Consider the following 26755-nt stretch of genomic DNA (forward strand, 5'->3'; position numbering starts at 1 on the left):
TCAAATCTCATCGACCGGAAACAGGCGGGGTTTCCTCACTGGTTTCTTACATGGGGTCCAGGCCCCGGATATAAAACCAGTTTCGGCAAAAAACTGCGACAGGAAGTATGAAATACCTAAACCGTTTGAAAAATATTTCAATCGTTTCAAAGACTTGCGTTCGCCATAGTTTTAACCAACACTCCCTCATCGCCTTGACAGAAGGAGGGATGCATATGACTGATCGTCTTGAAGATATTGCGATTGCACTGGTCACGGCAGGAAAAGGCATTCTCGCTGCCGACGAAAGTTCGGGCACCATCAAGAAGCGGTTTGACGCGATCCGTCTCGAGTCCACCGAAGACTCGCGCCGCGACTATCGCGAAATGCTGTTCCGCGCCGACGATGCGATGAAGAATTATATTTCAGGCGTCATTCTCTATGATGAAACGATAAGGCAGAAAGCCAAGGATGGCACACCGCTTGTTGAAATCATCCGCAACGCTGGCGCGATTCCGGGCATCAAGGTCGATGCGGGCGCGAAGCCGCTAGCGGGTTTCGAGGGCGAAACCATCACCGAGGGACTGGATGGCCTGCGCGAACGGCTTGCGGAATATTATGGCCTGGGTGCGCGTTTCGCCAAATGGCGCGCTGTGATTTCCATTTCCGATGGCCTGCCGACATGGGGGGCGGTGAAACAGAATGCGCAGGCGCTCGCCCGCTATGCAGCGCTTTGTCAGGAGGCGAACATCGTCCCCATCGTCGAGCCGGAAGTGCTGATGGATGGCAAACCGGGCGATCACACCATCGACCGCTGCTATGACGTAACGGAGTGGGTCCTCAAGACGGTATTCAGCGAACTCTATGATGCCCGCGTCAGGCTGGAAGGCATAATCCTGAAGCCGAACATGGTAGTTGACGGCAAGAACGCCCGCAAGGCTTCTGTTGAGGAAGTAGCGGAAAAGACCGTCCGCGGTTTCCGCAACACGGTTCCAGCAGCGGTTCCCGGCATCGCCTTCCTCTCTGGAGGCCAGACCGGCGAAGAAGCGACGGCCCATCTTTCCGCGATGAATGCCGGCTTCGACATGCCATGGAAAATGACTTTCTCCTATGGCCGCGCATTGCAGGCGGCAGCACTGGAAGCCTGGGGCGGCAGGGACGAGAATATCGCGGCCGGGCAACGCGCCTTTGCCCATCGCGCAAGGATGAACGGCCTTGCCGCCACCGGAGGCTGGAAAAAGGAACTGGAAAAGGCGGCCTGAGCCGCCTTTCATCCCTTGTGCAGGTGGTAGCCGACCGCCAGCGCCATCACCAGGATGGCGATGGCGGCGATTTTCCAGAAATCACCGCGCCGCTTCAGGCCGGGCAGTCCCAGCGGTTTGATGATGTGGAGGCCCATCAGAAGAACGAGCAGCACGGGCAGGATTTTTGTCACAGGTCACCTCTCTGCCTCCTTGTGCCGCAGAGAGGCGTCTGCAGCAAGACGGATCGGGACAGACGATTTGCCCGCATGCTTCATTCTTCATCTTAAGTTTCATGGACGCGTTACCGTGCGAAGGCGTAAACTGCAGATGGAGGGGATGAGCGCACGGAGGCGATGGGCTGAAAAAGGAGGCCGTCTTCCGTTTTCGTCATCAGACTAATCACGCGCCCGCCGCTGGCGCTGCGCGTGCTTCTGGGAGGAAGAGCATGACTTCGAAATATGCCGAAACCTATGCCGCATGGCAGGCCGATCCTGAACGCTTCTGGGCTGAAGCGGCGCAGGCAATCGACTGGTTCAAGCCATGGGACCGGGTTTTTGCGGGCGACGAAGGCGTCTATGGCCGCTGGTTCAAGGGTGCTGAGTGCAATACGTGTTATAATGCGCTTGACCGCCATGTCGCCAAGGGGCGCGGCGAGCAGGTCGCGCTGATCTATGAAAGCCCGGTGACCGGCAAGGTCCGGAAGTTCACCTATCGCGAATTGCTGGAAGAAGTGGAAGCGCTCTCCGCCGTCATGCTTGACAACGGTGTGACAAAAGGCGACCGCGTTCTCATCTATATGCCGATGGTCCCCGAAGCAGCCGTCGCCATGCTGGCCTCGGCCCGCATCGGTGCGGTCCATTCGGTGGTTTTCGGCGGATTTGCCGCCAACGAACTTGCCACCCGCATCGACGACGCCAAGCCGGTGATGATCATCGCCGGGTCCTGCGGCATCGAGCCGACACGCGTGGTGCCCTATCAGGCCATGCTCGACAAGGCGATTTCACTTGCGCATCACAAGGTTGATCATTGCATCATCCTGCAGCGCGAACAGCACCGCCACGAACCGGTGGCAGGCCGCGACATCGACTATCGCGAGGCCGTCGATGCAGCGCGCGGTCGCCATGTTCCTTGTACGCCGGTAGAGGCGACCGATCCGCTTTACGTGCTCTACACCTCCGGCACGACCGGCGAGCCGAAAGGCGTCGTGCGCGACAATGGCGGACATATGGTGGCGCTTGCCTGGTCCATGAAACATGTTTTCGGCGTCGAACCCGGTCAGGTATGGTGGGCCGCGTCCGATGTGGGTTGGGTCGTCGGCCATTCCTACATTGTCTATGCGCCGCTGATCCATGGCGCGACCAGCATTCTGTTCGAAGGCAAGCCGGTCGGCACGCCGGACGCGGGCATCTATTGGCGCATCATCGCGGAGCACGGCGTCGAGGTGATGTTCACCGCGCCGACGGCGCTGCGCGCCATCAAGAAAGACGATGCGGACGGCAATTTCGTGCGCCGCTACGACCTTTCAAAATTCCGCGCCCTTTATCTTGCGGGCGAACGCGCCGACCCGGATACGATTCACTGGGCCGAAAACCTGCTGGGCCGTCCGGTGATTGATCACTGGTGGCAGACGGAAAGCGGCTGGCCCATGGTCGCCAATCCGCTCGGCCTCGGTCTTCTGGAAACCAGATACGGTTCTCCCGCCGTCTGTCTTCCGGGGTACGACATCCGCGTGCTTGATGATGAAGGCCATGAACTCGAACGCGGCCAGCTTGGCAATATTCTCATCAAGCTGCCGCTGCCGCCGGGTTGCCTGCCGACGCTCTGGAATGCGGACGAGCGCTTCCGCAAGGCCTATCTGAACGAGTTTCCGGGTTACTATAAGACCGCGGATGCGGGCTATATGGATGAGGACGGTTATCTCTACATCATGAGCCGCACAGATGACATCATCAATGTCGCCGGCCATCGCCTGTCGACGGGCGCGATGGAAGAGGTGCTTTCGAGCCACCCAGACGTTGCCGAATGCGCGGTGCTGGGCATTTCCGATCCCCTGAAGGGGCAGGTTCCCTGCGGTTTTCTGGTCCTGAAATCCAACATCGAACGCGATCCGCAGGAGGTGGAGAAGGAATGCGTCAGCATGGTGCGTGACGTCATCGGTCCGGTTGCAGCCTTCCGGCTGGCACTGACCGTAAAACGTCTGCCGAAGACGCGCTCCGGCAAGATCCTGCGTTCTACAATCCAGAAGATCGCCGACGGTCAAGAATGGAAGATGCCGGCCACAATTGACGACCCGGCCATTCTCAATGAGATCAGCGCTGTTTTGCGCGAACGTCACACTGGCCTCGCTTTCGCCTGATCCGTTCCCGGCTATTGACCGGCGGTTTCCGCCGGTCCACTCTCCGTGTAAACTGGAGAGCAATCATGCAATTAGAAGGCAAGGTGGCCATCGTCACCGGCGCTGCCCGCGGCATCGGCTACGCCATAGCAAAGCGCTTCCTGATGGACGGCGCAAGTGTCGTGCTATCGGATATCGACAATGCCGCAGCCATGCGCGCAGCCAGGGATCTGGAACAGTTTGGCCCGGTGCATCCTATGGCGGCGGACGTTGGCGACAAGCTCGACGTCCACAATCTCCTGACCTTCACGCTGACCAATCTGGGTGAGATCGATATTCTCGTCAACAATGCCGGTATCGTTCATCAGGCGGATTTCCTCGATCTCAAGGAAGAAGATTTTGACCGCGTGATGCGGGTCAATCTGAAAGGTGCGTTTCTGTGCGGACAAGCCGTGGCAAAACGCATGGTGGAGCGGGTCGAATCGGGCGGCGATCCGGGCACGATCATCAACATGTCGTCGATCAATGCCATCTTCGGCTTGCCCGAGCAGCTCGCCTATTCCGTCTCCAAGGGCGGATTGAACCAGTTGACACGCGCCATGGCAGTAGCGCTCGCGCGGTGGGGGATTCGCGTCAATGCGATCGGCCCCGGCTCCATCGAGACAGACATGCTGTCCGCCGCAAACACGGACGCCGATGCCCGCGACACGATCCTGTCGCGAACGCCGCTCGGACGCATCGGCCAAGCTTCTGAAATTGCTTCGATAGCGTCATTTCTGGCATCAAGGGATGCAAGCTATGTGACGGGCCAGACCATCTATGCCGATGGCGGGCGCCTGCCTCTCAGCTATAAGGCGGCACCACGCTTCAAGGCGTGACATTGCGATCCGGGTCCATTGGTATGATAATAAAGGGCGAATTTGCTCCTGACAGATAGCTGTCAGGAGGGGTGTGCGATACTGCGTATCCAAGGATGAGGGAGTTTTCACCATGGCACTCGCAATCGCACCATTGATCGCAGTTTTGAAGGAATACAGGCGCAGGCAGGACGAGCGCCGCCGGTTTATTCGCACCCAGCGCGTCCTCGACGGCCTGCCGAAAGACCTGCGCAAGGATCTGGGCTGGCCGGATCGTTATCTGGAACAGCGCAAAATCAGATATTGCAACGGAGAATAAAACGGAATGCGCCGCGCAGACCGCCTTTTCCAGATCGTTCAGCACCTGCGCGGTGGCAGGCTTGTCACCGCGCGCCAGTTGGCCGAACGGCTGGAAGTCTCCGAACGTACCATCTACCGCGACATTTCCGATCTGCAGTCCACCGGCGTCCCCATCGATGGCGAAGCTGGCGTCGGCTATATTTTGCGGCAGGGTTTCGAACTGCCGCCGCTAATGTTCACGCGCGACGAAATCGTTGCCCTTGTCGCAGGGGCGCGCCTCATCCGCGCCTGGGGCGGCGTCTCCATGGCGCGCGGTGCGGAAGAGGCTCTCGTCAAGATCGAAGCCGTCCTGCCCAAGGAAGAGCGCGCCCGCATCACCAGCACGCAGATTCACGCGCCAACGGCACGCATCAGCATGGACGAGCGCCGCATCATCGATGCGGTGGAACGCGCCGTCGATCAGGGCAATGTACTCAATATCCGCTATCGCGATCTGGAATCGCGTGAAAGCGAGCGCGATATTCGCCCGCTCGGCCTTTGGTTCTGGGGAAAGGTCTGGACGGTTATCGGCTGGTGCGAATTGCGCAACGCCTTCCGCACATTCCGCACCGACCGCATCGTGGAGGCGAGCGATGCAGGCCGTCTCTTCCGGGCCGAACGCGGCAAGACGCTCGCAGATTTCTACCGCCTCATGGAACTGAGCGAATATAACGCCTTCAAGGACTAAGTAGCTCCCAAGACAAAAGAAAAAGCCCGGCTGATAAAACCGGGCTTTTTGGCATTTCGGCAAAGCGATTTCTTGTCCGGACTATTCTTCGTCCTCGTCGTCGGTGTTCGCGCCCTTGAGCGAAGAAAGCTTGGCGAAAACCTTGTCCGCATCGAGCTCGTCTTCCGCTGGCTGCTCGTCACGATAGTCGAAATTCTCGGTCGCCGAAGCTGGCAGCAGGGTGCTGTCTGCTTCCGGCGTGGCCGGGCGGTTGCGCGATGCACGTTCGACTTCGATGTCGAGATCGATCTGCGAACAAAGGCCGAGCGTCACCGGGTCCATCGCGGTCAGGTTGGCCGAGTTCCAGTGGGTGCGGTTGCGAATCTGCTCGATGGTCGACTTGGTGGTGCCGATGAGGCGCGAAATCTGCGCATCCTTCAGTTCAGGATGATTACGCACCAGCCAGAGAATCGCATTCGGACGGTCCTGACGCTTGGAAAGCGGTGTGTAACGCGGACCCTTGCGCTTGGCTTCGGGTACACGAACCTTCGGTTCGGCAAGCTTCAGGCGATAATATGGGTCCTTTTCGCCCTTCGCAATTTCTTCACGCGAAATCTGGCCAGTGATGACCGGATCCAGACCCTTGATGCCCTGCGAAGCTTCACCGTCGGCAATAGCCTTCACTTCCAGCGGATGCAGCTTGCAGAAAGCAGCAATCTGGTCAAACGACAGCGCCGTATTATCAACAAGCCAAACGGCCGTTGCCTTCGGCATGAGAAGCTGGGTGGCCATTAGATATAATCCTTCTGTTCGTCCGCTCCGGTGGCGCGGGACGTGGGCAAAACCACAATTTCCGGGAAATCACGGTCTATATATCGTTTTTTTGTCGCCAGAGCAAGAATGGCTCTCAGGCTTAAGCAATATCGAGAACGATCTTGCCGATATGTCTTCCCTCCTCCATTCGTTCATGCGCGCGCCAGGCATCTTTCAGCGAAAAGATCATGTCCATCACGGGAGCCACGCGGCGCTGCGCCAGAAGCGGCCAGACCTTTGTCTCCAGTTCCCGCGCAATGCCAGCCTTGAAATCGACGGGCCGCGGACGCAGCGTGGAGCCGGTATGGGTCAGACGCTTGGTCATCAACAGCGCGAAATTGGCTGTGGCTTTCGCACCATTGAGAAAAGCAATCTGCACGATGCGGCCATCTTCGGCAGCCGCCTTGTAATTGCGGTCAACATAATCACCGCCGACCATATCGAGAATCACATCGACGCCCTTGCCTTTGGTCTCTTCCTTCACGACCTCTACAAAGTCCTCGTCGCGATAGTTGACGGCGCGATCTGCCCCGAGTTTCAGGCAGGCGTCGCATTTTTCCTTCGAGCCGGCAGTCGCGATGACGGTCGCGCCGAACGCCTTGGCCAGTTGGATGGCCGTCGTGCCGATCCCCGACGAGCCGCCATGGATCAGCAACGTCTCCCCCTTCTTCAACGCTCCGCGCTCGAACACATTGTGCCAGACGGTGAAGAAAGTCTCCGGGATCGCAGCCGCTTCGATATAGCCATAGCCGGAAGGCAGCGGCAGGGCATTGGTTTCATCCACGACCGCATATTCGGCGTAACCGCCCCCAGCCAGCAATGCGACTACCTGATCGCCGGCCTTGAAGCGCTTCACCCCGCTGCCGACGGCAACGATATCACCGGCAATCTCCAATCCCGGAATATCGGACGCACCGGGCGGCGGTGCATATTGTCCGAGCCGCTGCAAAACATCCGGGCGGTTGACGCCGGCGGCACGCACCCGCACCAGAATTTCACGCTCCTTGGGTTCGGGCACCGAGCGCTGAACAGGACGAAGCATATGCGGTCCGCCAGGTTGTGAGATCTCGATAGCAGTCATCTGGGAAGGCAGGTCAGCCACCATGTTCAAACACTCCATTCAGATTTCGTACCCTAAGACGGTGGGCAGGCACCCCATTCGCATCGTCGCACAAATGCCGCATGACGGATGCAAGACATCGCGTTAGGGAAATCGTCATCGATTTTCCCAAATATATATGCGACGATTCAAGGTGTTAAATCTTTTCTGAGCCATCATTGACCACGGAGGACGGCTATGAGCGGTTTCGATGAGGATGTGGCGAAGCCCCGCAACAGCGTGGCGCTGAGCGAGGAGGAACTGTCACTGCTTTCGGTCACCGAGATCGACCAGCGCATTGCCCTGCTGCAGTCCGAAATAGAGCGGCTAAAGGCAGAACGCCTCAAGAAAGGCGACAGCCGCGCGGCGGCGGAAGCATTGTTTCGATAGGGAGATTTCGTCAACGGAAATGGCTGGCGGAGCAAAATCGTCGGAACCATTTCCAGACGAAATGTTTAGGAACAATAGTCACTGATCGCAATGGCCGCTTTGCATCGACGGTCCAGCTTCAAATTGCGGGATAGAATTTTGCGCATTTACATTCAGGTTCTGGCCCTCCTTTGCGGCACAGCCTTCCTTCTCATCGCTTCGGGACTTCACGGTCTTCTGCTGCCGCTGCGCGGCGGCGCGGAAGGATTTTCGGTCACATCGCTCGGCATGCTCGGCACCACCTGGGCAGGCGGTTTCGTTGCGGGCTGCCTGTTCGCGCCGCGCCTGGTGCGCCGCGTCGGTCATGTACGGGCATTCGGCTGCTTTGCCGCATCGGCTGCGATCATTGCGCTGCTTTCCGGCGTTTTTGTCGATGCAACGATCTGGGTGATCCTGCGCGCCTTTACCGGGTTTTCCATGGCCGGCGCCTTCATGGTCATCGAAAGCTGGCTGAACGAGCGCGCGACCAACGAATCGCGCGGCAAGATTTTCGGCATGTACATGATGGTCAACTATGGAGCCACCATGACCGGGCAGATGCTGGTGGCGGCAGGCGATGTGCGCTCCGATCATCTGTTCATGATAAGCGGCATCTTCTTCTGTCTGGCCCTTATCCCGACCGCGATTTCCACGGCTGTCAGCCCCAAGCCGCTGACAGAAGTGCAGCTCGATCTCAAGGCGCTCTATAATAATTCCCCCGCCGCCTTCGTGGGATGCATCCTGATCGGTATCGCTAATGGCGCATGGGGTACGCTCGGAGCCGTTTTCGGCGCGAAATCCGGCATTTCCACCACCGAAATCGCCTTGATGGTGAGCGTTACCATCGCGGCCGGTGCCTTGATGCAGATTCCGATTGGACGCATTTCCGATCTGGTCGACCGGCGTTTCGTGCTGGCAAGCGTTGCGGCTTTGGCGGCCCTTGTTGGCCTCGTCGCCTTTCTCGTCGCGCCTTCCAGCGGCCCCGTCATTATCGTCATGACCGGCTGCTACGGCGCGCTCGCCTATGCGCTCTACCCGGTTGCGGTCGCCCATGCGAACGATCACGCGACATCGGAAAGCTTCGTCAAAGTATCAAGCGGACTTCTGCTCCTTTACGGCTTCGGCACGATGCTCGGACCGCTGCTGGCGGCGGCGGCGATGGATATTTTCTGGCCGTCCGGCCTCTTTGCCATCACCATGCTCTCGCATATTTCCATCACCGGCTATGCGCTGTTCCGTTCCCGCAAGCGCGCATCGGTTCCCAAGGAGGACAAGGACCAGTTCAAGAGCATGCCGTCAGAACGCGGCGCGACGCCGGAAGCGCTGAACCTCGATCCCAGAGCGGAAGCGGAAAGCTGATTTGCGTGTCCTGAGAAACGCAGGAGCAATCGATTTTATGGAATAAAACAATATGGTCGGCGGCTGTGCCACAGCCGCCAGGACTGCGTTTCGGCGTCTTCACCCTTGGCCTGCGGTCCCCGCCATCAATGGAGATTGCAGGGCCCCGACAACAACCGCGGCTCATCTGAGCCGTTCCGTTTCTGTGTCGATGGCTTGAGACGCCTTACCCAACCGCGATCAAGGCGCGGTTTCCCTGTCAGTGGCGTGTTACCTGGGATCTCAGTTTTTCGATCTGGTCCTTGAGCATGAGTTTCTTGCGCTTGAGAGATGCAACATGCAGGTCATCCATTGCCGGTGACGCCAGGGCTTCGGAAATTTCCTGCTCCAGAGCGCCATGCTTCTTTTCGAGCGTGGCAAGATGGGACTCGATAGCCATCATCAGATCTCCTTTGATTGATTTCCCTGATTTACGAGACAGCGTGGACCTCGTTTACCCCCGCCATCCCGCCATTCTACCTGCATGAGCGCCCGGCACATCTCCTGTATCTCCGGGCCAAACACGCAGTCCCGGCTGTCAAGGATGCGGTGTTGCTTGTCGCCTTCGACAGCCGCGTCCATGACAGAACCATGACAGTTTGGCACGAGTTTGATGCAAAGTCGATTTTGTCGTGGTAGCATTTTCCTGACGCGAAAAATGTGATAAGGGCTTCGCCGGAAACGGGCTGACGCCGCACCTTTTATGGTTTGGCGCGGCCCGTAAAACTATTCAACAGAACGGGGCACCGCATGTCCGATCAGGAACAGGCCGAAATCAGATTGGCCGTCGCACGTCTGAAACAGGAACACGCGGATTTCGATGCTGCCATAAACGCCATGATAGCGGTTGGCTGCGACCAGTTGCGCGTCCAGCGCATGAAAAAGAAAAAGCTCGCAATCAAGGACAAGCTGCAGGAAATGGAAGATCGGGTGATCCCCGACATCATCGCCTGAATGTCCATAACGATCCATAATGAGAGCCGGGGTTCGCCCGGCTTTATCATTTCAGCATCATCACCAACCTACATGAAAGAAGCGGAGCAGGAAGATCAATGAGCGTTACTGCCGATGTCGCCATCATCATGGGAAGCCAGTCCGACTGGGAAACCATGCGCCATGCAGCGGACACACTCGAAGCACTCGGCATTTCCTTCGATGCCCGGATTGTTTCCGCGCATCGCACCCCTGATCGCCTCGTTGCCTTTGCCAAGGGCGCCAAGGCAGAAGGTTTCAAGGTCGTCATCGCGGGCGCTGGCGGCGCGGCCCATCTGCCGGGCATGGCCGCAGCCATGACGCCGCTTCCGGTCTTCGGCGTCCCGGTTCAGTCCAAGGCGCTTTCAGGTCAGGATTCGCTGCTCTCCATCGTCCAGATGCCAGCAGGCATTCCTGTCGGCACGCTGGCCATCGGTCGCGCCGGTGCGGTCAATGCCGCACTGCTCGCCGCAGCCGTCCTGGCGCTTTATGACGACGCACTTGCAGCCCGTCTCGATGACTGGCGCGCGGCGCAGACGGAAAGCGTGGCGGAACGCCCTTCGAACGAGGCCTGATATGAACACTTCTGTACTGAAGCCCAGTGCAACCATCGGCATCATCGGCGGCGGGCAGCTCGGCAGGATGCTTGCCATGGCCGCAGCGCGTCTCGGCTTTCAAACCTTGATTCTGGAGCCGCAGGCCGATTGCCCCGCCGCGCAGGTCGCCAATCGCCAGATCGTAGCGGCCTATGACGATCCGGAAGCGCTTGCGGAACTTGCCGCAGCTTCCGATGTCATCACCTATGAATTTGAGAATGTCCCGGTCAGCGCCGCCGATAAGCTGGCCGAAACGGCTCTGGTTCTGCCACCGCCAGCCGCATTGGAAGTTTCGCAGGACCGATTTACAGAAAAGCAGTTCCTCAATGAAAGCGGCATCGAGACGGCTCCCTGGCGCCTCGTGGACGATGAAGAGACCCTGATTGCGGCTCTGGGAGCACTTGGGCAGCGCGGCATACTCAAGACGCGGCGCCTAGGCTATGATGGCAAGGGACAGGTCCGCCTGACATCGCTCGACGAGAGCGAAGCCCACAATGCGATTCTTGCCATCAATCGCGCCCCGGCAATTCTCGAAGGATTCGTCGATTTTGATCGCGAGGTCTCGGTGATCGCAGCACGTGATCGCAACGGCAACGTCGCAATCTTCGATATTGCCGAAAACGTCCACAAGGATGGAATCCTTGCCACCTCCACGGTACCGGCTGCGATTTCAGGGAATACAGCGGCAGCTGCTCGCGAAGCCGCTACAAAGCTTTTGAATGCGCTTGATTATGTCGGCGTGCTGGGGCTGGAATTCTTCGTCCTGAAGGATGGAACGCTGCTGGCAAATGAATTTGCCCCGCGCGTTCACAATTCCGGCCACTGGACCGAAGCGGCCTGCGCCATTTCGCAATTCGAGCAGCATATCCGCGCCATTGCCGGATTGCCTCTCGGCAGCACCGAACGCCATTCCGATTGCGTGATGGAAAACCTGATCGGTGACGACATCGACAAGGTGCCCGCGATTCTCTCTGAAAAGGATGCGGTGCTGCACCTTTACGGTAAGAAGGAAGCACGTCCGGGCCGCAAAATGGGCCATGTGACCCGCATCCAGCCTCGCAAAAAATGATGTTCATCGGGAATCCCGTCGATTCCCAATGAATCTTTTGCCGCCTGCCAAGAATTTCAGCTCCCAGGTCCTGAATCTGCCGCTCAGGAGTTGACATTTGCCTGAAACCTTGTGTATTTCGACCAACCCTTCGGGCATCTAACAGTGCCTGTAACCAATTGGCGCCTCGGGCGCCTGTTTTTATGAAGCCCCGCGGCATCCGCCGTCCACGGGCCAACAAGACCGGTGATTGACATGAAGATCAAGAACTCGCTTAAAGCGCTTAAGGCCCGTCATCGCGACTGCCAGCTGGTCCGCCGCAAGGGCCGCGTATACATCATCAATAAGACCGCCCCGCGCTACAAGGCTCGTCAGGGCTAATCTTATTTCTGATTTTGCATTTGACGTTTCGCTGCGCATGATAAAATCTATGCGCATGCGGAACGTTTTTGCATTTCTGGTTTCTTCTTCTTTGTTCGCATCGCCTGCTGCGATTGTTCCATCGGCTTATGCCGAAGTAGCACCCGGCAAAGTGCCACTCACAGCGCCGCTGACGCCAGTTCAAACCGGGCCCGATAGCGAGCAGAAACCGGCCCCGGATACCGCCCAGACATCTGAAGAGCGTCTCGACAAGCTCTTTGCCGATCTTCGCCGTACAACGGACGAAGCCAAGGCGCGGCGCATTGCTTCACAGATCAATACGCTGTGGTCGCAATCGGGCAGCGCAACCGTCGATCTCCTGATGCAATGGGCGAACGCGGCGATGCTGGAGCGGCGCTATCCGTCGGCCATCGACTTCCTGAACGAAGCAATCGCGCTCGACCCGGAATATGCGGAAGCATGGAACCGCCGTGCTACGGTCTATTTCCTGCAAAAAGACTATGCCCATGCCATGTACGACATCAATCGCACGCTGGAGCTGGAACCCCGCCATTATGGCGCGCTGACCGGCATGGCAGCCATATTGCGCCTGCGCGGCCTCAAGGAACAGGCCTTGAAAGCCTATGAGCAAGCTCTGATCGTCTATCCGATGATGCGCGACGCACAGAAGAACTTCAACGATCTGGCGGACGAGCTGACCGACACGCGCACTTAGAGCAGCCCTGCTTCCTCCAATTCATCTCAATTCAAAGCAAAAAACGCGCTCCGAAGGGGCGCGTTTTTTTGGATGCCGAGCACCGGAAGCGCAAAACACGCCATTTGCAGGCCGTCACGGCCGGAATATCGTCAGATAATCCGATCTGAATAAATCAGATCGGATCAAGTCGTTTCTTCCGCATTATCCGACGCATCGAAGCGGGATCAGAAATCAGTCCAGTGGGCTGATTTCCCGCGTAGGCGCTTCGCACTTTTGCTGGAAATGCTTCAAATGCCTGATTTGCCGTCCGGACCAATATAGGCGATGCGCAGCATGTTGGTCGCGCCGGGCGTTCCGAATGGCACACCGGCGGTGATGATGACGCGGTCGCCTGCCTTGCCGAACTCCTCATGGAAAACGATTTCGCAGGCATGGTTGACCATGTCTTCCAGATCATGCGCGTCTGCGGTCACAACGCAATGCAGGCCCCAGACGAGGGACAGCTTGCGCGCCGTATCGACAACCGGCGACAGGGCGATAATCGGCGTGCGCGGACGCTCGCGGGCAGCGCGCAGGCCGGTCGTGCCGGACGCGGTATAAGTGACGATGGCAGAAAGCTTCAGCGTTTCCGCGATCTGGCGCGCAGCAAGCGAGATTGCGTCGGCGCCTGTCGGCTCCGGCGCCGCGCGCTGCGCATCGATGATGGTCGAATAAGTCGGTTCCTTTTCCACCTGTTCCGCGATGCGGTTCATGGTGGCAACGGCTTCGACCGGATACTGGCCGGAAGCGGATTCCGCCGAAAGCATGATCGCATCCGCACCTTCGAACACGGCGGTCGCAACGTCGGACACTTCGGCGCGGGTCGGGACCGGAGCGGTGATCATCGATTCCAGCATCTGCGTGGCGACCACAACCGGCTTGCCGGCGCGGCGTGCCTTGCGGGTAATCTGCTTCTGGATGCCCGGAACGCTTTCAAGCGGCATTTCAACGCCGAGATCGCCGCGCGCAACCATCAATGCGTCGGAAAGCTCGATAATCTCATCGAGACGCGTCACGGCCTGCGGCTTCTCGATCTTCGACATCAGTCCGACCTTGCCGCGCGAAACCTTGCGCACTTCGGCCAGATCTTCCGGACGCTGAATGAAGGAAAGCGCAACCCAGTCGATTTCTTCCTTCAGAACGGCATCGAGGTCCTTGCGGTCCTTTTCCGTCAGCGCGCCGACGCCGAGCGTCGTATCCGGGAGGCTGACGCCCTTGCGGTCCGAAATGCGCGTCCCCGAAATCACCTTGCAGCGGATCGACTTGCCGTCGCTCGCCTCTGCCACGAGGTGCAGCTTGCCATCGTCAATGAGCAGGCGATGACCCGGCTCGACAGCTTCGAGAATTTCCGGGTGCGGAAGATAGACGCGAGTGTCATCGCCGGGCGCTTCGTTGTTGTCGAGGGTGAAGGTCTGGCCGGGAACGAGATCGACCTTGCCGTCCTTGAACTTGCCGACACGCAGCTTCGGACCCTGAAGATCGGCCAGAATGCCGATCGGACGGCCCAGTTCCTTTTCCACATTGCGAATGCGCTTGACGAGGGTGCGCATCAGATCATGGTCGGCATGACTCATGTTGATGCGGAACACATCCGCGCCTGCCTCAAACAGCTTGCGGATGACGGCTTCCTCGCCTGACGCCGGACCTAGCGTGGCGAGAATCTTGACCTTGCGGTTGCGCTTCATTGACTATTCGTTCCTGTAACAGTGGGGTTTTCTGTCGGCGTTTCATCGGTGAGCTGAACCATCCAGCTCGATTGTTCCCCGGTGTCGTATTCCTGGAAGCCGTTGCGCTGGAAACCGCGCGCGAAGCAATCCTGGACGCCAGTAATACGGAATTCCTTTTCGGCCACGCACATGTTGACCTTGCCCTCCCAGCGCCCGCCGCCCTGGGCGTCTTCGGCGTAGAGGTAGTAATAACGGGACGAAAGCGGACCTTCGAGCAGCGTTTTGCAGGCAGCGCCTTCAATATGCCACCAGCCTTCCGTCACCCAGCCGGTCTTGGCCCGGTAGCCGATGGCAACGCCGACCAGGTTCTGGGTTGCATTGCATACGCGGAAATCCGCCCTGGCCTCTATGGATGTCATGCCCAGCGCAGTTATCAGCACCCCGGCAAACAAAACTAGAGATCGTGGAAGTCGCATACGCAGAACCCCTTCAGCCCGCTATCGGTTTTATCGAACAATTTGTATTGCACAAGGAAATCCATCTCGGGGATGTCCCGTTTCGGGTTGCTCTCTTTTCGGCAGTTTCGCCTTTGATGTCAACGCAATCCCATTGATTACAGGTACTCTCGGTCAAAGAATGATCGTTGCAATCCCGGCTTTCTCATGACAGACCTGAAACAGCTTCCCGCACAACACAGAAATAATTTCACAGCTCAGCCTCGGATTCCGTCCTATGCCGCTTCAATCCGGTCCAACCGCTTCGACGCCATTCTCGCCGGCACACACTATCGACGGAGATTTCAGCCTCGGCCTGCTCCTGACCGCCGACCATGCACGGCGCGATGTTCCAGCCGAATATGGCACGCTTGGTTTGCAGACAAGTGAATTCGACCGTCATATCGCCTATGATATCGGCGTTGAGAATTTGACGCGCAGGCTTGCCAGCCGTTTGGACGCGCCAGCGGTCCTCGGCGGTTTTTCGCGCCTCCTGATCGATCCCAATCGCGGAGAGGACGATCCGACGCTTATCATGCAACTGTCCGACGGCGCGGTTATCTCCGGCAACTATCCCATGTCCGCAGGCGAGCGCGAGGAACGCCTCCAGCGCTTCTATCGCCCCTATCACGATGCAGTGGCACGGGCGAGCGAACGCGTGGCGGCGGAAAGCGGGGCAGCGCCATTCATCGTTTCGGTCCATTCCTTCACCCCGCGCTGGAAAGACAAGGCCCGCCCCTGGCAGATCGGCCTGCTCTGGGATAAGGACGACCGCGCCGTAAAGCCTCTGCTGGCGCTGCTGCGTGAAAACCGTGACCTGACGGTTGGCGATAACGAACCCTATGACGGCGCACTCAAGAACGACGCCATGTACCGCCATGCGACTGCGAAGGGGTTTGCTCATGTCCTGATCGAAGTCCGTCAGGACCTGATTGCCGATGACAGGGGGGCTGCTGAATGGGCCGACAGGCTTGCCCCCATGATCGCGCAGATCAACACCCTGCCCGGCATTCATGCGGTGCAGCATTTCGGCTCGCGTGCCGATAGGAGCAGATAACGGACCTGTCAGGAACGGCTTTGCCCGCTATCCACAGGGCTTGACCCGTCAAACCGGGTCGTGCATCGAAAAAGGCTCTTAATTTTGCCTGCGACTCGCGGGAAAAACGGTCCAGACTTTCAAGAAGCGGTTTCGCGCCATGCGCCTCCGCCTCATCATTGACTTTGAATTGGAGAACTCCTCGTGAGCGACGACATTACCAGCGAAGCCCAAACGATTGCTGTCGGCCAGTTGCGCGCTTTCATCGAGCGCATCGAGCGCCTGGAAGAAGAAAAAAAGACCATCGGCGACGATATCAAGGAAGTTTACGCGGAATTGAAGGGTTCGGGGTTTGACAGCAAGGTCGTGAGGACCATTATTCGTCTGCGTAAAAAAGAAGACCATGAACGTCAGGAAGAAGAAGCCATGCTGCAGCTCTATATGGACGCGCTTGGCATGAGCTGATTTCGGCTCTTCCGGAGCCTTCCCTCTTCCTGAAATCGAAACCCGACGGATCGCCTGCGATTCGTGATCAGAGGAATGGGATAGGGTCTATGGAATTCAGGAAGCTCGGACGTACCGAACTCAATGTTTCGCCGCTTTGCTTCGGCGGCAATGTATTTGGATGGACGGTCGACGAAGCGACATCGTTCTCGCTTCTCGACCGTTTTGTCGATGCGGAATTCAATTTCATCGACACAGCCGATGTCTATTCCGCATGGGCACCGGGAAATGTGGGCGGCGAATCCGAAACCATTATCGGCAACTGGCTGAAATCCCGGGGCCTGCGCGACAAGGTCGTTATCGCCACCAAGGTCGGCGGCGAACTGGGTCCTGACGAAAAGGGCCTCTCCCCGGCCTATATCCGCAAGGCGGTGGACGCTTCCCTCAAACGGCTGCAGACGGATTATATCGATCTTTATCAATCGCACTGGGACGATCCGGAAACGCCCTTTGAAGATGTGCTCGGCACCTACAAGGAGCTGATCGACGCTGGCAAGGTGCGGGCCATCGGCGCGTCCAATCTCACGCCGGAGCGGCTGGTCGAGGCGCTGAATGTCGCCCATGCGCATGATCTGCCGCGCTATGAAAGCCTGCAACCGCTTTATAATCTCTATGATCGCGCGGATTTCGAAAACGGGCTGGAAAAAATCTGCCGTGAGAACGAGCTCGGCGTTATTTCCTATTATTCGCTGGCTGCGGGATTTCTGACCGGAAAGTACCGGTCCGCTGGCGATCTCGGGCAAAGCGCACGCGGAAAATCGGTTGAGAAATATCTGACGGATCGCGGTTCACGCATCATCGCGGCGCTGGATGATGTGGCCCGCAATCTCGATGTCACGCCTGCGCAGGTCGCAATCGCATGGCTCATCGCACAGCCGTCCGTCACAGCGCCCATTGCCAGCGCCACGCGCTCGGCCCAGCTTGGCGAACTTATCGCCGCAGCCGAATTGAAGCTTAGCGACGATGAAATCGCCTTGCTGAACAAGGCGAGCGGTTAAGGCATGTCTCCCGAAAGTGGGAACCGGTTTCGGGCAGAAAGACATGCGTAAAACAAATCCAAAGCATCGAAGGGTAGTCTTACCCTTCGATTTCCTCGCGCAGCATTTCCAGTTCCAGCCATTCTTCTTCCATGGCCGCATTTTCTGCGCGCTTTTTCTCAAGCAGATCGGCGGTCTTGGCGAAAAGCGCAGGGTCCTTGGCATAAAGCTGCGGGTCGGCAAGCTTGCCTTCCAGCACCGCGATTTCCTTGGCCAGCGCATCCATCTTTCCGGGCAGCGTCTCAAGCGCGAATTTCTGCTTGTAAGAGAGCTTGCGCTTTTCCTCACGTTTGGGCTGGGATGCGCTTTCTTCGCCCTTGCCGTCGGCACTTGAGCCGGATGCCTTGACCGAGCGCCGGTTCAGTGCCTGTTCCTTGCGCTGCGCCATCATGTCGGCATAACCGCCCGCATATTCCAGCCAGCGCCCGTCACCTTCTGGCGCAATGACCGAAGTAACGGTGCGGTCCAGAAAATCGCGGTCGTGGCTGACCAGAATGACTGTGCCCGGAAAACCGGCGACCAGCTCCTGCAGCAGATCGAGCGTTTCCATATCGAGATCGTTGGTCGGCTCGTCGAGGATCAGCAGATTGGCGGGACGCGCCAGAACGCGGGCCAGCATCAGGCGGGCGCGTTCGCCGCCGGAAAGCTCGCGGATGGGCGTGCGCGCCTGCTCCGGCTGGAACAAAAAGTCCTTCATATAGGATACGACATGCCGCTGCTCGCCATTGACGACAAGGCTTTCGCCGCGCCCGTCCGTCAGATAATGCGCCAGCGTCTCGTCCAGATTGAGGCTTTCGCGCTTCTGGTCGAGTTCGGCCATTTCGAGATTGACGCCAAGCCGCAACGTGCCTGAATCCGGCGCAAGCTTGCCGGTCAGAAGCGACAAAAGCGTCGTCTTTCCCGCACCGTTAGGCCCGACAAGACCGATACGATCGCCGCGCTGCACGCGGATCGAAAAATCCTTGACCAGTACGCGCTCGCCATAGGCCTTGTTCAGCCCCTTGGCTTCAATCACCAGCTTGCCGGATTCCTTGGCATCGCTTGCCGCCAGAACCGCGGTCCCTTGCGCCTTGCGATGATTGCGGAAATCGGCACGCATGGAGTGCAGTTCACCGAGGCGGCGCATATTGCGCTTGCGGCGCGCCGTGACGCCGTAACGCAGCCAGTGCTCCTCGCGCGCAATCTGCCGACCGAGCTTGTGGTGGTCACGCTCTTCTTCTTCCAGCACCTTGTCGCGCCATTCCTCGAAATGGCCAAAGCCCTGCTCCAGACGGCGCGTGATACCGCGATCCAGCCAGACCGTGGCCCGGCTGACATTTTCCAGAAAGCGCCGGTCATGCGAGATCAGCACGATGGCCGAGCGAATCTGACGCAGCTCGCCTTCCAGCCATTCGATGGTAGTGAGGTCCAGATGGTTGGTCGGCTCGTCGAGCAAAAGCACATCGGGCTGCGGCGCGATCACACGCGCAAGGGCAGCGCGCCGCGCCTCGCCGCCGGACAGATGATCCGGCTTCTCTTCGCCGGTCAGCCCCAGATGCTCGAGAAGATAGGTGACGCGATGCGGGTCGTCGGTCGGACCCAGCCCTGCTTCCACATAGGCGCGCACATTGGCAAAGCCGTCCATATCCGGTACCTGCGGCAGATAACGCACGGTTGCACCGGGATGCTTGAAAACCTCGCCCGATGTCGCCTCCACCATGCCCGCGGCAATCTTCAGCAGGGTCGATTTACCCGAACCGTTGCGACCGACCAGCGCTATGCGGTCGCCCTCGCTCACCGAAAGGCTCGCATCCTCCAGAAGCGGCGTGCCACCGAAGGTTAGCTTGATCTGGTCGAGGCGAAGGAGTGGTGGTGCCATGGTTCTCTTCGATAAACAGGATTGAAAATTCCGCCCTGCTTGTCCGCGACAAAAGCCGTTCTGTCAAATGGAACGGCAAGAAAAGAACCGTGAAAACAAACAGGCCGGGTTTCCCCGGCCTGTCGGCAAACTGATTATTCGGCTATTGCAGGCCCGGCTATTACTGGCAAGGCGCTTCGTATACGCGGCCATATGGATCGCGGTAACGGCAATACTGCACACCGTTGCGGGTCTGGGCTGCACCGAGCAGCGTACCGGCAACCGCACCGATCGCAGCACCCGTGAGTGCACCGCGGCCATTGCCGCCGATTGCGCCACCGGCGAGAGCGCCCAGAGCCGCGCCGCCAACACCGTAACCGGCCGTGCGCTGTTCATTCGTCGTGCATGCAGCCGTTGAGAACGCGAGCACGCCAGCAACAGCAATCATCGTAAGACGTGACTTCATTGAAACATCTCCTACAAGAGTTGAACTAATCACCGACTTTGCGTCCCCAACTTCGGCGTAAAGCAGATGACACCCGCTTGACCCATTTACAATACGTTTCACTTGTCAGCGTCAAGCTCTTTCGATTGGTAAGGTTAGCGGCCTTAATGCGGTCGATCCTCCATCGCCAGATTGGCGACGAGTATCGCTAGTCCAGAATGCACGGTAACGCGAAGTGTTCCACGAACCACGTTGGAAACCGTCCATGACGAGCCAAATGGCAGTGTCACATTATCTAACGGCCACTCCGCATTCGTGATCGACAGTCCTTCGATAGTGCTGAAATTAATCACACTGAAAGGCGTCCCATCCGGGAAATCATAAACAAAATCGCCGGGCGGCAAGGGCCAGGCTTCTTCGTAACCGCTCGACAGAAGCACGTTCCGCCCTTTGGCGGCCTGCGCCGTCGCCATGGTCAGATGCAAAAGCGTGTGGTCGGTGCGCTGCCCGCCGAAGGCGCCGCACAGGATGACCCGCTCCGCCCCTCGCGCATAGGCTTCCTCGAAAGCGAGCTCTCCGTCAGTCATATCCTTGGCGGAGGGGAACGTCTTTTGCGGGATGTGACCATATCGAGCGCGAAACTCTGAGGAGGTCGAATCGAAATCGCCAAGCCACAGCTCCGGTTCGACACCAAGAGCGGCAGCATGCCTGATCCCGCTATCGGCAGCCAGGACCCGCGCGCCCGCGATCTGGCGCTTGAGGCGATCGGTCACGGTGAGATCGCCGCCAAGAAGAATGACGAATGTGCTCATAAGCCGCTCATAACACGGGCAAATCCGCGCCGGAAGCCTGCATTCGCGCCATTGCCAACTCTTGCCCTTGCCGTTGCGAAAGATTATTGTCGCAACCGCTCTAACGGGGTGCCGTCTGCTTTCGCGGATGGCTGAGAGGCCCAAAGCATTTCCAGCAAAAGTGTAAAGCGATTTTGCGTTCGGAAATTCCTGAAAAACGGCCAACCCGCTGAACCTGATCCGGTTTGCACCGGCGGAGGGATTAGACGCTCCATAAACGGCGCTCGATCCTCTTGTAACAACAGAAAGGAAGTGCCGTGATGCGGCTTTTATCTTTGCTGGCCTTTTCATTTTCCGCAGCCGTTGCTTTCACGGCTTCTGCACAGGCGAAAGACAAGCTCACCGTCTATACCTATGACAGTTTCGTTTCCGAATGGGGTCCGGGGCCGAAGGTCAAGGAAAACTTCGAAAAGGAATGCGACTGCGAAGTCGACTGGATTGCGTCCGCCGACGGCGTTGCCCTGCTCAACCGCCTCAAGCTCGAGGGCAGCAATACCAAAGCCGATATCGTCCTTGGTCTTGACACCAATCTGACGACCGAAGCGCGCGCCACCGGCTTTTTTGCTCCAAGCGGCATCGACCAGAGCAATGTGAACGTTCCGGGGGGCTTCAAGGACGATATCTTCGTGCCTTACGACTATGGCTACTTCGCCGTGGTCTATGATTCGGAAAAACTGCCCAACCCGCCCAAAAGCCTGAAGGAACTGGTGGAAGGCGACCCTTCCCAGAAGATCGTGCTGCAGGACCCGCGCACGTCAACGCCGGGGCTCGGCATGCTGCTCTGGATGAAATCGGTCTATGGCGATGAAGCGGAAGCCGCATGGCAGAAGCTGCAAAAGCGCATCCTTACCGTCACACCCGGCTGGTCGGAAGCCTATGGTCTTTTCACCAAGGGCGAGGCACCGATGGTGCTGTCCTACACGACCTCTCCCGCCTATCACATGATCGCGGAAAAGACGGAGCGCTATAAGGCTCTGGCCTATCCGGAAGGCAATTATCTCCAGATCGAGCTGGCGGCACAGACCACCACCGGCGCCAAAAATCCTCTGGCGCAAAAGTTTCTGGCTTTCATGACTGGTCCCGGCTTTCAGGATGCCATACCCGAAACCAACTGGATGTACCCGGCAGGTAAGACGTCCGGCCCGCTGCCAGCCGCTTTCGACGCGATGCCCAAACCCGAAAAGACGCTTCTCTTCCCCTCCGACGAAGTGGCGAAGAATCGTAAGACATGGGTCGATGAATGGCTGGCCGCTACCAGCAAATGACGGCTTTTCCGGCACAGCATCGCTCGAAAGGCATATCCACCGCCAGACCCGCCGCGGGCATGATGGCGCTTGTCTTTCTGGTGGTGCTCGCTGGCGGTGCGCTTGCCGCGCTCGCATTTGAAGCAGGCAGCGGCGGTTTCGATGCCGCTGCCAATTTCGACGCCTATCTGTGGCGCGTTGCACGCTTCACGATCCTGCAGGCAATCGCTTCGAGCCTGCTTTCCGTGCTGTTTGCAGTTCCGGTCGCCCGCGCGCTCTATGCCGAGGCCGATTTTCCGGGGCGCGGGCTGATCCTGCGCCTGTTTGCCCTGCCGCTTGCTCTGCCAGCCCTCGTTGCGGTGCTGGGCGTTACCAGTATCTATGGCCGCAACGGCCTCATTGCCTATCTGTCAGAAGCCGCGGGCCATCCGTTCCAGCCGGATATCTATGGCATTACGGGCATATTGATCGCCCATGTCTTTTTCAACATGCCGCTGGCGGTCCGTCTCATTCTGGCCGGTTACGAGTCGATACCGACCGATTACTGGAAGCTTGCAGCCCAGCTCGGCATGGGCAACGGGGCGCGGTTCCGCCTCATCGAATGGCCCGTGATCCGCCGCAATCTGCCAGGGATGATCAGCCTCATCTTCATGCTCTGCGTGACGAGTTTCACGACCGTGCTGACGCTTGGCGGCGGGCCGCGTGCTACCACGCTGGAAGTCGCAATTTATCAAAGCCTGCATTTCGATTTCGATCCGGGCCGCGCCGTCGCCCTCACCTTTACGCAGCTTGCCTTGACATTACTCGTCCTTCTGACCCTTCGTCTCACCGGAAGCCCCTCCGAAGAGGGCGCTACCCATTCCGCAACGCTGCGCCGCTATCGCAAAATAGCTCCGGCAGAACGCAGCATAAACATCATCCTCATCGGGATAGGCTTTCTCTATGTCGCACTGCCGATTGCAGGCGTCGTCATCTCCGGTCTCGCCGCCGATCTCGTGCGGCTACTGACCGAAAGAACAGTTTGGCGCGCCATCGGCACCAGCCTCGCACTCGGTTTCTCCGCGGCCCTGCTCGCAGTCATTCTGTCGCTTGCGCTCATATCTGCGCGTGAAGCAGTGAAAAGGCACAAACTGGCCAACATCTTTGATACGGGCGCCAGCCTGATCCTCGTCATGCCGCCCATCGTGATCGGCGCTGGCTGGTTCATCCTGCTTCGCCATTTCACCGATCCGTTTGCCATGGCGCCTTTCATGGTCGTCACTGTCAATGCGGCCATGGCCATGCCCTTCGCCGTGCGTCTTCTGCGACCTGCATGGGACACCGCGGCCAGTCGCCACAACCGGCTGTGCGCACAGTTGGGCATTCGCGGCCTTAACCGCCTCCGCCTCATTGACTGGCCGTCGATCCGCAAGCCCTCCGGCATGGCCTTTGCCTTTGCCATGGCGCTTTCCCTTGGCGATCTCGGCACGATTGCCCTTTTCGGCAGCGACGCGCTTTTGACCTTGCCCTATCTCCTCTTGCAGCGCATGGGCAGCTATCGCACATTCGATGCCGCCGGACTGGCGCTCATTCTCGGGCTGCTATGCCTCGCACTGATGATGATCGCGGATCGCGCATCCCGAAAGGAAACGCCTTCTCCATGAATGCCCCGATGAGCACTCTGGCCGAAATCCGCCTCGATGACGTCCGTTTCAGTTATGGTGAAACTGCCATGCACTTCGATGCGACGATAACAGGCGGTGTCATTGCCGCGATTGTCGGGCCAAGCGGTTCCGGCAAGTCGACGCTTCTCAACCTGATCGCCGGTTTTGAATTTCCCGGATCCGGCCGCATCCTGATCGGCGGCAACGACGTCAGCGCGTTTTCACCGGCGGACCGGCCTGTTTCGATGGTGTTTCAGGAAAACAATCTTTTTGCCCACCTGACTGTCGAGCAGAATGTCGGTCTCGGGCGTTCAACGAACCTCAAACTCTCCGCACAGGATCGCGCCGACATCGCGGAAGCCTTGTCGCGCGTCGGGCTTGCAGGCAAGGAACAGCGCAAGCCCGAAGCTCTGTCAGGAGGCGAACGCCAGCGTGTGGCGATTGCCCGAGCCCTCATACGCCAGCGCCCCGTTCTGCTTCTTGACGAAGCCTTTGCTTCGCTTGGGCCAGCGCTGCGGCATCAGATGCTGGATCTGGTCAGGGAGCTTCAGATCGAAACTGGCATGACGGTGCTGATGGTGACCCACACGCCCGAAGATGCGATCTACCTTGATGCAGTGTTGCTTTTTCTCGACAGTGGCCGGATTTCCGCCATGGGGCCCGCTGGTGAACTGCTCTCACCGGCTGGACCGGAAGCACTGCGGCACTATATCGGCGAAAAGCGCAATTCGGGGCTGGGCCTCAAATAGAGTTACGGTTGCGGACATATTTTGTTCGCAATCTGCCGGAAGAACCGGCTACAGATTCTTGTAGGCTTTCAGCTCTGTGGCTAGATTTGTCCCGGATCATACAATCTGATTCAGAAGCGAGGATAAAATACTGTTCCGTCAATCGACCCGTCTCCGGGCCTTCCTGTGTCTGCCGATCTCCCTGCCAGATTGGACGCAGCAAAATTGGCGGAAACCAGCCATCGGTTTTGGCTTGTTCGCGGTTGCCCTGATTTCAGGCTGCCAGTCGATCAATTCCAGCAAGGATCTGGGGTTACAGCCATCCGACAACCCCGTGACGGTCGACAACGTGACGCGTAATGACCGGCTGGCACAGCTTGGCGCCCAGCAACACCCGCGCATCCTCGCCACTTATGGCGGCGAATACAAGGACCAGAAGCTTGAGCGCATGGTGGCGAAGATCGTCGGCAAGCTGACGACTGTCACCGACAAGCCGGACCAGACCTACCGCATTACTATTCTCGACAGTCCGAATATCAATGCCTTCGCATTGCCGGGCGGCTATCTCTATGTGACGCGCGGCCTGCTTGCGCTCGCCAATGACTCCTCCGAAGTCGCAGCCGTGATCGCCCATGAAATGGGTCACGTTATCGCCAATCACGGCATTCTGCGGCAGGAAAAGGAAGCCGAGACCGCGATTGCCGGGCGCGTCGCCAGCGAAGTTCTGCATAACGAATCCGCCAGCCGAGAGGAAGCGCTGCGCGGCAAGCTGCGGCTTGCCCAGTTCTCGCGTAATCAGGAATTGCAGGCGGATGCCATCGGCATCAAGATGATCGGCGAAGCCGGATACGATCCGTTCGCTTCGGCGCGTTTTCTGCAATCGATGGAAGCCTATCAGAGCTTTCGTTCGGTTTCGGGTGCGACCGATGCCAGCCTCGACTTTCTTGCAAGCCACCCGGCAACGCCGCAGCGCATCCAGCTTGCGCTTGGCCATGCGCGCCGCATCGGCGCGCCAGGCGTCGGCACGACCGACCGCGGTTCCTTCCTCGACGGTATAGACGGCATCCTTTACGGCGATTCGCCCAGCGAAGGTTATGTCCGCGAGCAGACCTTCATTCATCCGAAGCTCGGCGTGACTTTCCGCGCACCAGATGGATTCAGCATCGATAATTCGGCCAATGCGGTGATGGCCAGCGGCCCCGGCGAAGTGGCCATCCGTTTCGATGGCGCGTCTCTTCCGGCAGGGTCGAACCTTGCCGATTATATTCGTTCCGGTTGGGTCACCGGCCTCGATGACAGTTCGATCCAGACCACCACCATCAACGGTCTGCCCGCCGCGACCGCCCGCGCCAGTGCCGACCGGTGGCAGTTCGACATCGTGGTCATCGGCGCCAACAACAAGGTCTATCGCTTCCTAACGGCAGCTCCGAAAGGCAGCAACGCTCTTCTGCCCGCCTCACAAACTGTCACGCAGTCGTTCCGCCTGCTATCCCCGGCCGAGCAAAACGCCATCAAGCCGCTTCGCATCCGCGTTGTAACAGTGAAGCCGGGCGACACGCTGGCCAGCCTGTCGGCACGCATGCAGGGCACGACACGCAAGCTGGAATTGTTCCGCCTTCTCAACGCCATGTCTGCGGGGGCAACAGTTTCGGTTGGCGACCGCGTGAAGCTGATCAGCGAGTAAGACAGAATGACGGAAACGATCATCCACTCGGTCCTGGCCGGAAAAGTCGCACCTCTTGGAGACCGCCGCGTCCCAAGCGGCATCGACAAGCAGCCCGTGTCGGGCAAGGTCCGTGTGACCTTCGAGGGGCTGGATTGCGATGCACAGGGTGACCGAAAGGTGCATGGCGGACCGGAAAAGGCGCTCCATCATTACCCGCATGACCATTACGCGCTCTGGCGCGAAGAAATCGGCGACAACCCGCGTCTGAGCGCGCGTGGTGCGTTCGGCGAAAACATTTCCACCTCTGGTCTCGACGAACGCAATGTCGCCGTGGGTGACCGGTTCCGCCTTGGCAGTGCGCTTGTGGAAGTATCGCAGGGACGCCAGCCCTGCTGGAAACTGAACGAGCGTTTTGCAACAGCCGACATGGCTGTGCGCGTCCAGAAGACAGGACGGACGGGCTGGTACTATCGCGTTCTGGAAGAAGGCCATGTGGAAGCCGGAGATGCGATGACGCTCATCGATCGGCTTTCACCGGAATGGACGCTGCATCGCGTCTGGCATCTGCTTTATGTCGATACGCTGAATTACGACGAACTGGCATCAATGGCCGAGCTTTCGCACCTCGCCGACAGTTGGAGGCGCTATGCCGTGCGCCGTCTAGAAAATCGCAAGGTCGAGGACTGGTCCTCCCGGCTTGAAGGCAAGGCGGTGGAACCACAAAAGTAAGGAGCCACCTGGCCCCTCTACTT

29 protein-coding genes and 1 riboswitch are annotated in these 26755 nt (G+C 58.7%); of the genes, 20 read left to right on the plus strand and 9 right to left on the minus strand.

Features of this window, described 5'->3' with window-relative positions:
• Positions 1-215: 215 nt before the first annotated feature.
• Positions 216-1241, plus strand: a complete 1026-nt coding sequence (locus F9K78_RS18085; RefSeq protein ID WP_121986140.1) for a class I fructose-bisphosphate aldolase — start codon at positions 216-218, stop codon at positions 1239-1241.
• 8 nt (positions 1242-1249) lie between these two features.
• Here the strand turns inward: F9K78_RS18085 and F9K78_RS21955 are convergent, their stop codons facing one another.
• Positions 1250-1414 carry a hypothetical protein gene (locus F9K78_RS21955; protein WP_162929811.1) on the minus strand — a complete coding sequence of 55 codons (165 nt, stop codon included), beginning with the start codon at positions 1412-1414 and terminating at the stop codon, positions 1250-1252.
• A 254-nt stretch (positions 1415-1668) separates the two neighbouring features.
• On the opposite strand from F9K78_RS21955, the gene F9K78_RS18090 reads away from it, so the two are divergent.
• From F9K78_RS18090 to F9K78_RS18105, 4 genes are all read left to right on the plus strand, one after another.
• Entirely contained in the window at positions 1669-3579 is a 1911-nt protein-coding gene (locus F9K78_RS18090; protein ID WP_121986141.1) for a propionyl-CoA synthetase, read from the plus strand.
• A gap of 65 nt (positions 3580-3644) precedes the next feature.
• Positions 3645-4436 carry an SDR family NAD(P)-dependent oxidoreductase gene (locus tag F9K78_RS18095; protein ID WP_121983347.1) on the plus strand — a complete coding sequence of 264 codons (792 nt, stop codon included), beginning with the start codon at positions 3645-3647 and terminating at the stop codon, positions 4434-4436.
• A 112-nt stretch (positions 4437-4548) separates the two neighbouring features.
• Positions 4549-4734, plus strand: a complete 186-nt coding sequence (locus tag F9K78_RS18100) for a hypothetical protein (protein ID WP_121986142.1) — start codon at positions 4549-4551, stop codon at positions 4732-4734.
• 6 nt (positions 4735-4740) lie between these two features.
• On the plus strand, positions 4741-5442 hold the full coding sequence (locus tag F9K78_RS18105) for a helix-turn-helix transcriptional regulator (protein WP_006467756.1): 702 nt from the start codon (positions 4741-4743) through the stop codon (positions 5440-5442).
• 81 nt (positions 5443-5523) lie between these two features.
• On the opposite strand, the gene F9K78_RS18110 is transcribed toward F9K78_RS18105, so the two are convergent.
• Together F9K78_RS18110 and F9K78_RS18115 are read right to left on the minus strand one after the other, a co-directional pair.
• Positions 5524-6213, minus strand: coding sequence for a DUF1013 domain-containing protein (locus tag F9K78_RS18110; RefSeq protein WP_121983349.1), 690 nt, complete (start codon positions 6211-6213; stop codon positions 5524-5526).
• Positions 6214-6334: 121 nt separating this feature from the next.
• Complete coding sequence (locus tag F9K78_RS18115; RefSeq protein ID WP_121986143.1) at positions 6335-7339, minus strand: NAD(P)H-quinone oxidoreductase; 1005 nt, start codon at positions 7337-7339, stop codon at positions 6335-6337.
• Between the two features lie 192 nt (positions 7340-7531).
• Here F9K78_RS18115 and F9K78_RS18120 point away from each other — a divergent pair, with 192 nt between their 5' ends.
• Complete coding sequence (locus tag F9K78_RS18120; protein WP_121983351.1) at positions 7532-7723, plus strand: DUF1192 family protein; 192 nt, start codon at positions 7532-7534, stop codon at positions 7721-7723.
• 138 nt (positions 7724-7861) lie between these two features.
• The gene (locus tag F9K78_RS18125; RefSeq protein WP_121983415.1) at positions 7862-9100 is read left to right on the plus strand and encodes an MFS transporter; all 1239 of its coding nucleotides are present in this window, start codon (positions 7862-7864) and stop codon (positions 9098-9100) included.
• A 238-nt stretch (positions 9101-9338) separates the two neighbouring features.
• Here the strand turns inward: F9K78_RS18125 and F9K78_RS18130 are convergent, their stop codons facing one another.
• Positions 9339-9521, minus strand: coding sequence for a YdcH family protein (locus F9K78_RS18130; protein WP_021588029.1), 183 nt, complete (start codon positions 9519-9521; stop codon positions 9339-9341).
• A 347-nt stretch (positions 9522-9868) separates the two neighbouring features.
• Here F9K78_RS18130 and F9K78_RS18140 point away from each other — a divergent pair, with 347 nt between their 5' ends.
• From F9K78_RS18140 to F9K78_RS18160, 5 genes are all read left to right on the plus strand, one after another.
• Positions 9869-10072, plus strand: coding sequence for a YdcH family protein (locus F9K78_RS18140; RefSeq protein ID WP_006471281.1), 204 nt, complete (start codon positions 9869-9871; stop codon positions 10070-10072).
• 98 nt (positions 10073-10170) lie between these two features.
• The gene (gene purE, locus F9K78_RS18145) at positions 10171-10665 is read left to right on the plus strand and encodes a 5-(carboxyamino)imidazole ribonucleotide mutase (protein ID WP_121986144.1); all 495 of its coding nucleotides are present in this window, start codon (positions 10171-10173) and stop codon (positions 10663-10665) included.
• A 1-nt stretch (position 10666) separates the two neighbouring features.
• Positions 10667-11755, plus strand: coding sequence for a 5-(carboxyamino)imidazole ribonucleotide synthase (locus F9K78_RS18150; RefSeq protein WP_121986145.1), 1089 nt, complete (start codon positions 10667-10669; stop codon positions 11753-11755).
• A 234-nt stretch (positions 11756-11989) separates the two neighbouring features.
• On the plus strand, positions 11990-12115 hold the full coding sequence (ykgO, locus tag F9K78_RS18155; RefSeq protein WP_006467766.1) for a type B 50S ribosomal protein L36: 126 nt from the start codon (positions 11990-11992) through the stop codon (positions 12113-12115).
• A gap of 37 nt (positions 12116-12152) precedes the next feature.
• The gene (locus F9K78_RS18160; protein ID WP_121986146.1) at positions 12153-12830 is read left to right on the plus strand and encodes a tetratricopeptide repeat protein; all 678 of its coding nucleotides are present in this window, start codon (positions 12153-12155) and stop codon (positions 12828-12830) included.
• A 269-nt stretch (positions 12831-13099) separates the two neighbouring features.
• On the opposite strand, the gene pyk is transcribed toward F9K78_RS18160, so the two are convergent.
• Both pyk and F9K78_RS18170 read right to left on the minus strand, forming a co-directional pair.
• Positions 13100-14536, minus strand: coding sequence for a pyruvate kinase (gene pyk, locus F9K78_RS18165; RefSeq protein WP_121983356.1), 1437 nt, complete (start codon positions 14534-14536; stop codon positions 13100-13102).
• Complete coding sequence (locus F9K78_RS18170) at positions 14533-14994, minus strand: DUF1036 domain-containing protein (RefSeq protein WP_006467769.1); 462 nt, start codon at positions 14992-14994, stop codon at positions 14533-14535. Before F9K78_RS18170 ends, pyk begins: the two co-directional genes overlap by 4 nt.
• A 256-nt stretch (positions 14995-15250) precedes the next feature.
• Between F9K78_RS18170 and F9K78_RS18175 the strand changes: the two genes are divergently transcribed.
• The 3 genes from F9K78_RS18175 to F9K78_RS18185 all read left to right on the plus strand — a co-directional run bounded on the left by F9K78_RS18175 (position 15251) and on the right by F9K78_RS18185 (position 17550).
• Positions 15251-16069, plus strand: a complete 819-nt coding sequence (locus tag F9K78_RS18175; RefSeq protein WP_121986147.1) for an N-formylglutamate amidohydrolase — start codon at positions 15251-15253, stop codon at positions 16067-16069.
• Positions 16070-16252: 183 nt separating this feature from the next.
• Positions 16253-16513 carry a DUF2312 domain-containing protein gene (locus F9K78_RS18180; protein WP_002964837.1) on the plus strand — a complete coding sequence of 87 codons (261 nt, stop codon included), beginning with the start codon at positions 16253-16255 and terminating at the stop codon, positions 16511-16513.
• 89 nt (positions 16514-16602) lie between these two features.
• Complete coding sequence (locus F9K78_RS18185) at positions 16603-17550, plus strand: aldo/keto reductase (RefSeq protein WP_121986148.1); 948 nt, start codon at positions 16603-16605, stop codon at positions 17548-17550.
• Between the two features lie 79 nt (positions 17551-17629).
• Here F9K78_RS18185 and F9K78_RS18190 read toward each other — a convergent pair whose 3' ends face one another.
• From F9K78_RS18190 to F9K78_RS18205, 3 genes are all read right to left on the minus strand, one after another.
• Positions 17630-19447, minus strand: coding sequence for an ABC-F family ATP-binding cassette domain-containing protein (locus F9K78_RS18190; protein WP_121986149.1), 1818 nt, complete (start codon positions 19445-19447; stop codon positions 17630-17632).
• 160 nt (positions 19448-19607) lie between these two features.
• Complete coding sequence (locus F9K78_RS18200) at positions 19608-19892, minus strand: glycine zipper 2TM domain-containing protein (RefSeq protein ID WP_121983360.1); 285 nt, start codon at positions 19890-19892, stop codon at positions 19608-19610.
• A gap of 143 nt (positions 19893-20035) precedes the next feature.
• Positions 20036-20683, minus strand: coding sequence for a thiamine diphosphokinase (locus F9K78_RS18205; protein ID WP_121986150.1), 648 nt, complete (start codon positions 20681-20683; stop codon positions 20036-20038).
• A gap of 94 nt (positions 20684-20777) precedes the next feature.
• Positions 20778-20941, plus strand: a riboswitch (TPP riboswitch).
• 41 nt (positions 20942-20982) lie between these two features.
• Here F9K78_RS18205 and thiB point away from each other — a divergent pair.
• The 5 genes from thiB to F9K78_RS18230 all read left to right on the plus strand — a co-directional run bounded on the left by thiB (position 20983) and on the right by F9K78_RS18230 (position 26732).
• Positions 20983-21987, plus strand: a complete 1005-nt coding sequence (thiB, locus tag F9K78_RS18210; RefSeq protein ID WP_121986151.1) for a thiamine ABC transporter substrate binding subunit — start codon at positions 20983-20985, stop codon at positions 21985-21987.
• Positions 21984-23609 carry a thiamine/thiamine pyrophosphate ABC transporter permease ThiP gene (gene thiP, locus F9K78_RS18215; RefSeq protein ID WP_121986188.1) on the plus strand — a complete coding sequence of 542 codons (1626 nt, stop codon included), beginning with the start codon at positions 21984-21986 and terminating at the stop codon, positions 23607-23609. Before thiB ends, thiP begins: the two co-directional genes overlap by 4 nt.
• Before the next feature lie 8 nt (positions 23610-23617).
• The gene (gene thiQ, locus F9K78_RS18220) at positions 23618-24358 is read left to right on the plus strand and encodes a thiamine ABC transporter ATP-binding protein (protein ID WP_121986189.1); all 741 of its coding nucleotides are present in this window, start codon (positions 23618-23620) and stop codon (positions 24356-24358) included.
• 181 nt (positions 24359-24539) lie between these two features.
• On the plus strand, positions 24540-26021 hold the full coding sequence (gene cdlP / locus F9K78_RS18225) for a cell division protease CdlP (protein WP_121986152.1): 1482 nt from the start codon (positions 24540-24542) through the stop codon (positions 26019-26021).
• Positions 26022-26027: 6 nt separating this feature from the next.
• Positions 26028-26732: an MOSC domain-containing protein gene (locus tag F9K78_RS18230; protein ID WP_121986153.1), complete on the plus strand. Its 705-nt coding sequence runs from the start codon at positions 26028-26030 to the stop codon at positions 26730-26732.
• Positions 26733-26755 lie beyond the last annotated feature (23 nt).

Origin of the sequence: Brucella pseudintermedia (genome assembly GCF_008932435.1) — a bacterium.
Classification (GTDB): domain Bacteria; phylum Pseudomonadota; class Alphaproteobacteria; order Rhizobiales; family Rhizobiaceae; genus Brucella; species Brucella pseudintermedia.

What these genes read in the sequence shown, in the direction of transcription:
- F9K78_RS18175 (WP_121986147.1), top strand. Translation starts at nt 15,251, where the DNA reads ATGCCGCTTCAATCCGGTCCAACCGCTTCGACGCCATTCTCGCCGGCA.
- F9K78_RS18185 (WP_121986148.1), top strand. Translation starts at nt 16,603, where the DNA reads ATGGAATTCAGGAAGCTCGGACGTACCGAACTCAATGTTTCGCCGCTT.
- F9K78_RS18105 (WP_006467756.1), top strand. Translation starts at nt 4,741, where the DNA reads ATGCGCCGCGCAGACCGCCTTTTCCAGATCGTTCAGCACCTGCGCGGT.
- F9K78_RS18120 (WP_121983351.1), top strand. Translation starts at nt 7,532, where the DNA reads ATGAGCGGTTTCGATGAGGATGTGGCGAAGCCCCGCAACAGCGTGGCG.
- F9K78_RS18170 (WP_006467769.1), bottom strand. Translation starts at nt 14,994, where the DNA reads ATGCGACTTCCACGATCTCTAGTTTTGTTTGCCGGGGTGCTGATAACT.
- F9K78_RS18150 (WP_121986145.1), top strand. Translation starts at nt 10,667, where the DNA reads ATGAACACTTCTGTACTGAAGCCCAGTGCAACCATCGGCATCATCGGC.
- F9K78_RS18160 (WP_121986146.1), top strand. Translation starts at nt 12,153, where the DNA reads ATGATAAAATCTATGCGCATGCGGAACGTTTTTGCATTTCTGGTTTCT.
- purE (WP_121986144.1), top strand. Translation starts at nt 10,171, where the DNA reads ATGAGCGTTACTGCCGATGTCGCCATCATCATGGGAAGCCAGTCCGAC.
- F9K78_RS18205 (WP_121986150.1), bottom strand. Translation starts at nt 20,683, where the DNA reads ATGAGCACATTCGTCATTCTTCTTGGCGGCGATCTCACCGTGACCGAT.
- F9K78_RS18140 (WP_006471281.1), top strand. Translation starts at nt 9,869, where the DNA reads ATGTCCGATCAGGAACAGGCCGAAATCAGATTGGCCGTCGCACGTCTG.
- F9K78_RS18190 (WP_121986149.1), bottom strand. Translation starts at nt 19,447, where the DNA reads ATGGCACCACCACTCCTTCGCCTCGACCAGATCAAGCTAACCTTCGGT.
- F9K78_RS18230 (WP_121986153.1), top strand. Translation starts at nt 26,028, where the DNA reads ATGACGGAAACGATCATCCACTCGGTCCTGGCCGGAAAAGTCGCACCT.
- F9K78_RS18085 (WP_121986140.1), top strand. Translation starts at nt 216, where the DNA reads ATGACTGATCGTCTTGAAGATATTGCGATTGCACTGGTCACGGCAGGA.
- F9K78_RS18130 (WP_021588029.1), bottom strand. Translation starts at nt 9,521, where the DNA reads ATGATGGCTATCGAGTCCCATCTTGCCACGCTCGAAAAGAAGCATGGC.
- thiB (WP_121986151.1), top strand. Translation starts at nt 20,983, where the DNA reads ATGCGGCTTTTATCTTTGCTGGCCTTTTCATTTTCCGCAGCCGTTGCT.
- F9K78_RS18100 (WP_121986142.1), top strand. Translation starts at nt 4,549, where the DNA reads ATGGCACTCGCAATCGCACCATTGATCGCAGTTTTGAAGGAATACAGG.
- thiQ (WP_121986189.1), top strand. Translation starts at nt 23,618, where the DNA reads ATGAGCACTCTGGCCGAAATCCGCCTCGATGACGTCCGTTTCAGTTAT.
- F9K78_RS18090 (WP_121986141.1), top strand. Translation starts at nt 1,669, where the DNA reads ATGACTTCGAAATATGCCGAAACCTATGCCGCATGGCAGGCCGATCCT.
- F9K78_RS18115 (WP_121986143.1), bottom strand. Translation starts at nt 7,339, where the DNA reads ATGGTGGCTGACCTGCCTTCCCAGATGACTGCTATCGAGATCTCACAA.
- F9K78_RS18095 (WP_121983347.1), top strand. Translation starts at nt 3,645, where the DNA reads ATGCAATTAGAAGGCAAGGTGGCCATCGTCACCGGCGCTGCCCGCGGC.
- ykgO (WP_006467766.1), top strand. Translation starts at nt 11,990, where the DNA reads ATGAAGATCAAGAACTCGCTTAAAGCGCTTAAGGCCCGTCATCGCGAC.
- thiP (WP_121986188.1), top strand. Translation starts at nt 21,984, where the DNA reads ATGACGGCTTTTCCGGCACAGCATCGCTCGAAAGGCATATCCACCGCC.
- F9K78_RS18200 (WP_121983360.1), bottom strand. Translation starts at nt 19,892, where the DNA reads ATGAAGTCACGTCTTACGATGATTGCTGTTGCTGGCGTGCTCGCGTTC.
- F9K78_RS18110 (WP_121983349.1), bottom strand. Translation starts at nt 6,213, where the DNA reads ATGGCCACCCAGCTTCTCATGCCGAAGGCAACGGCCGTTTGGCTTGTT.
- pyk (WP_121983356.1), bottom strand. Translation starts at nt 14,536, where the DNA reads ATGAAGCGCAACCGCAAGGTCAAGATTCTCGCCACGCTAGGTCCGGCG.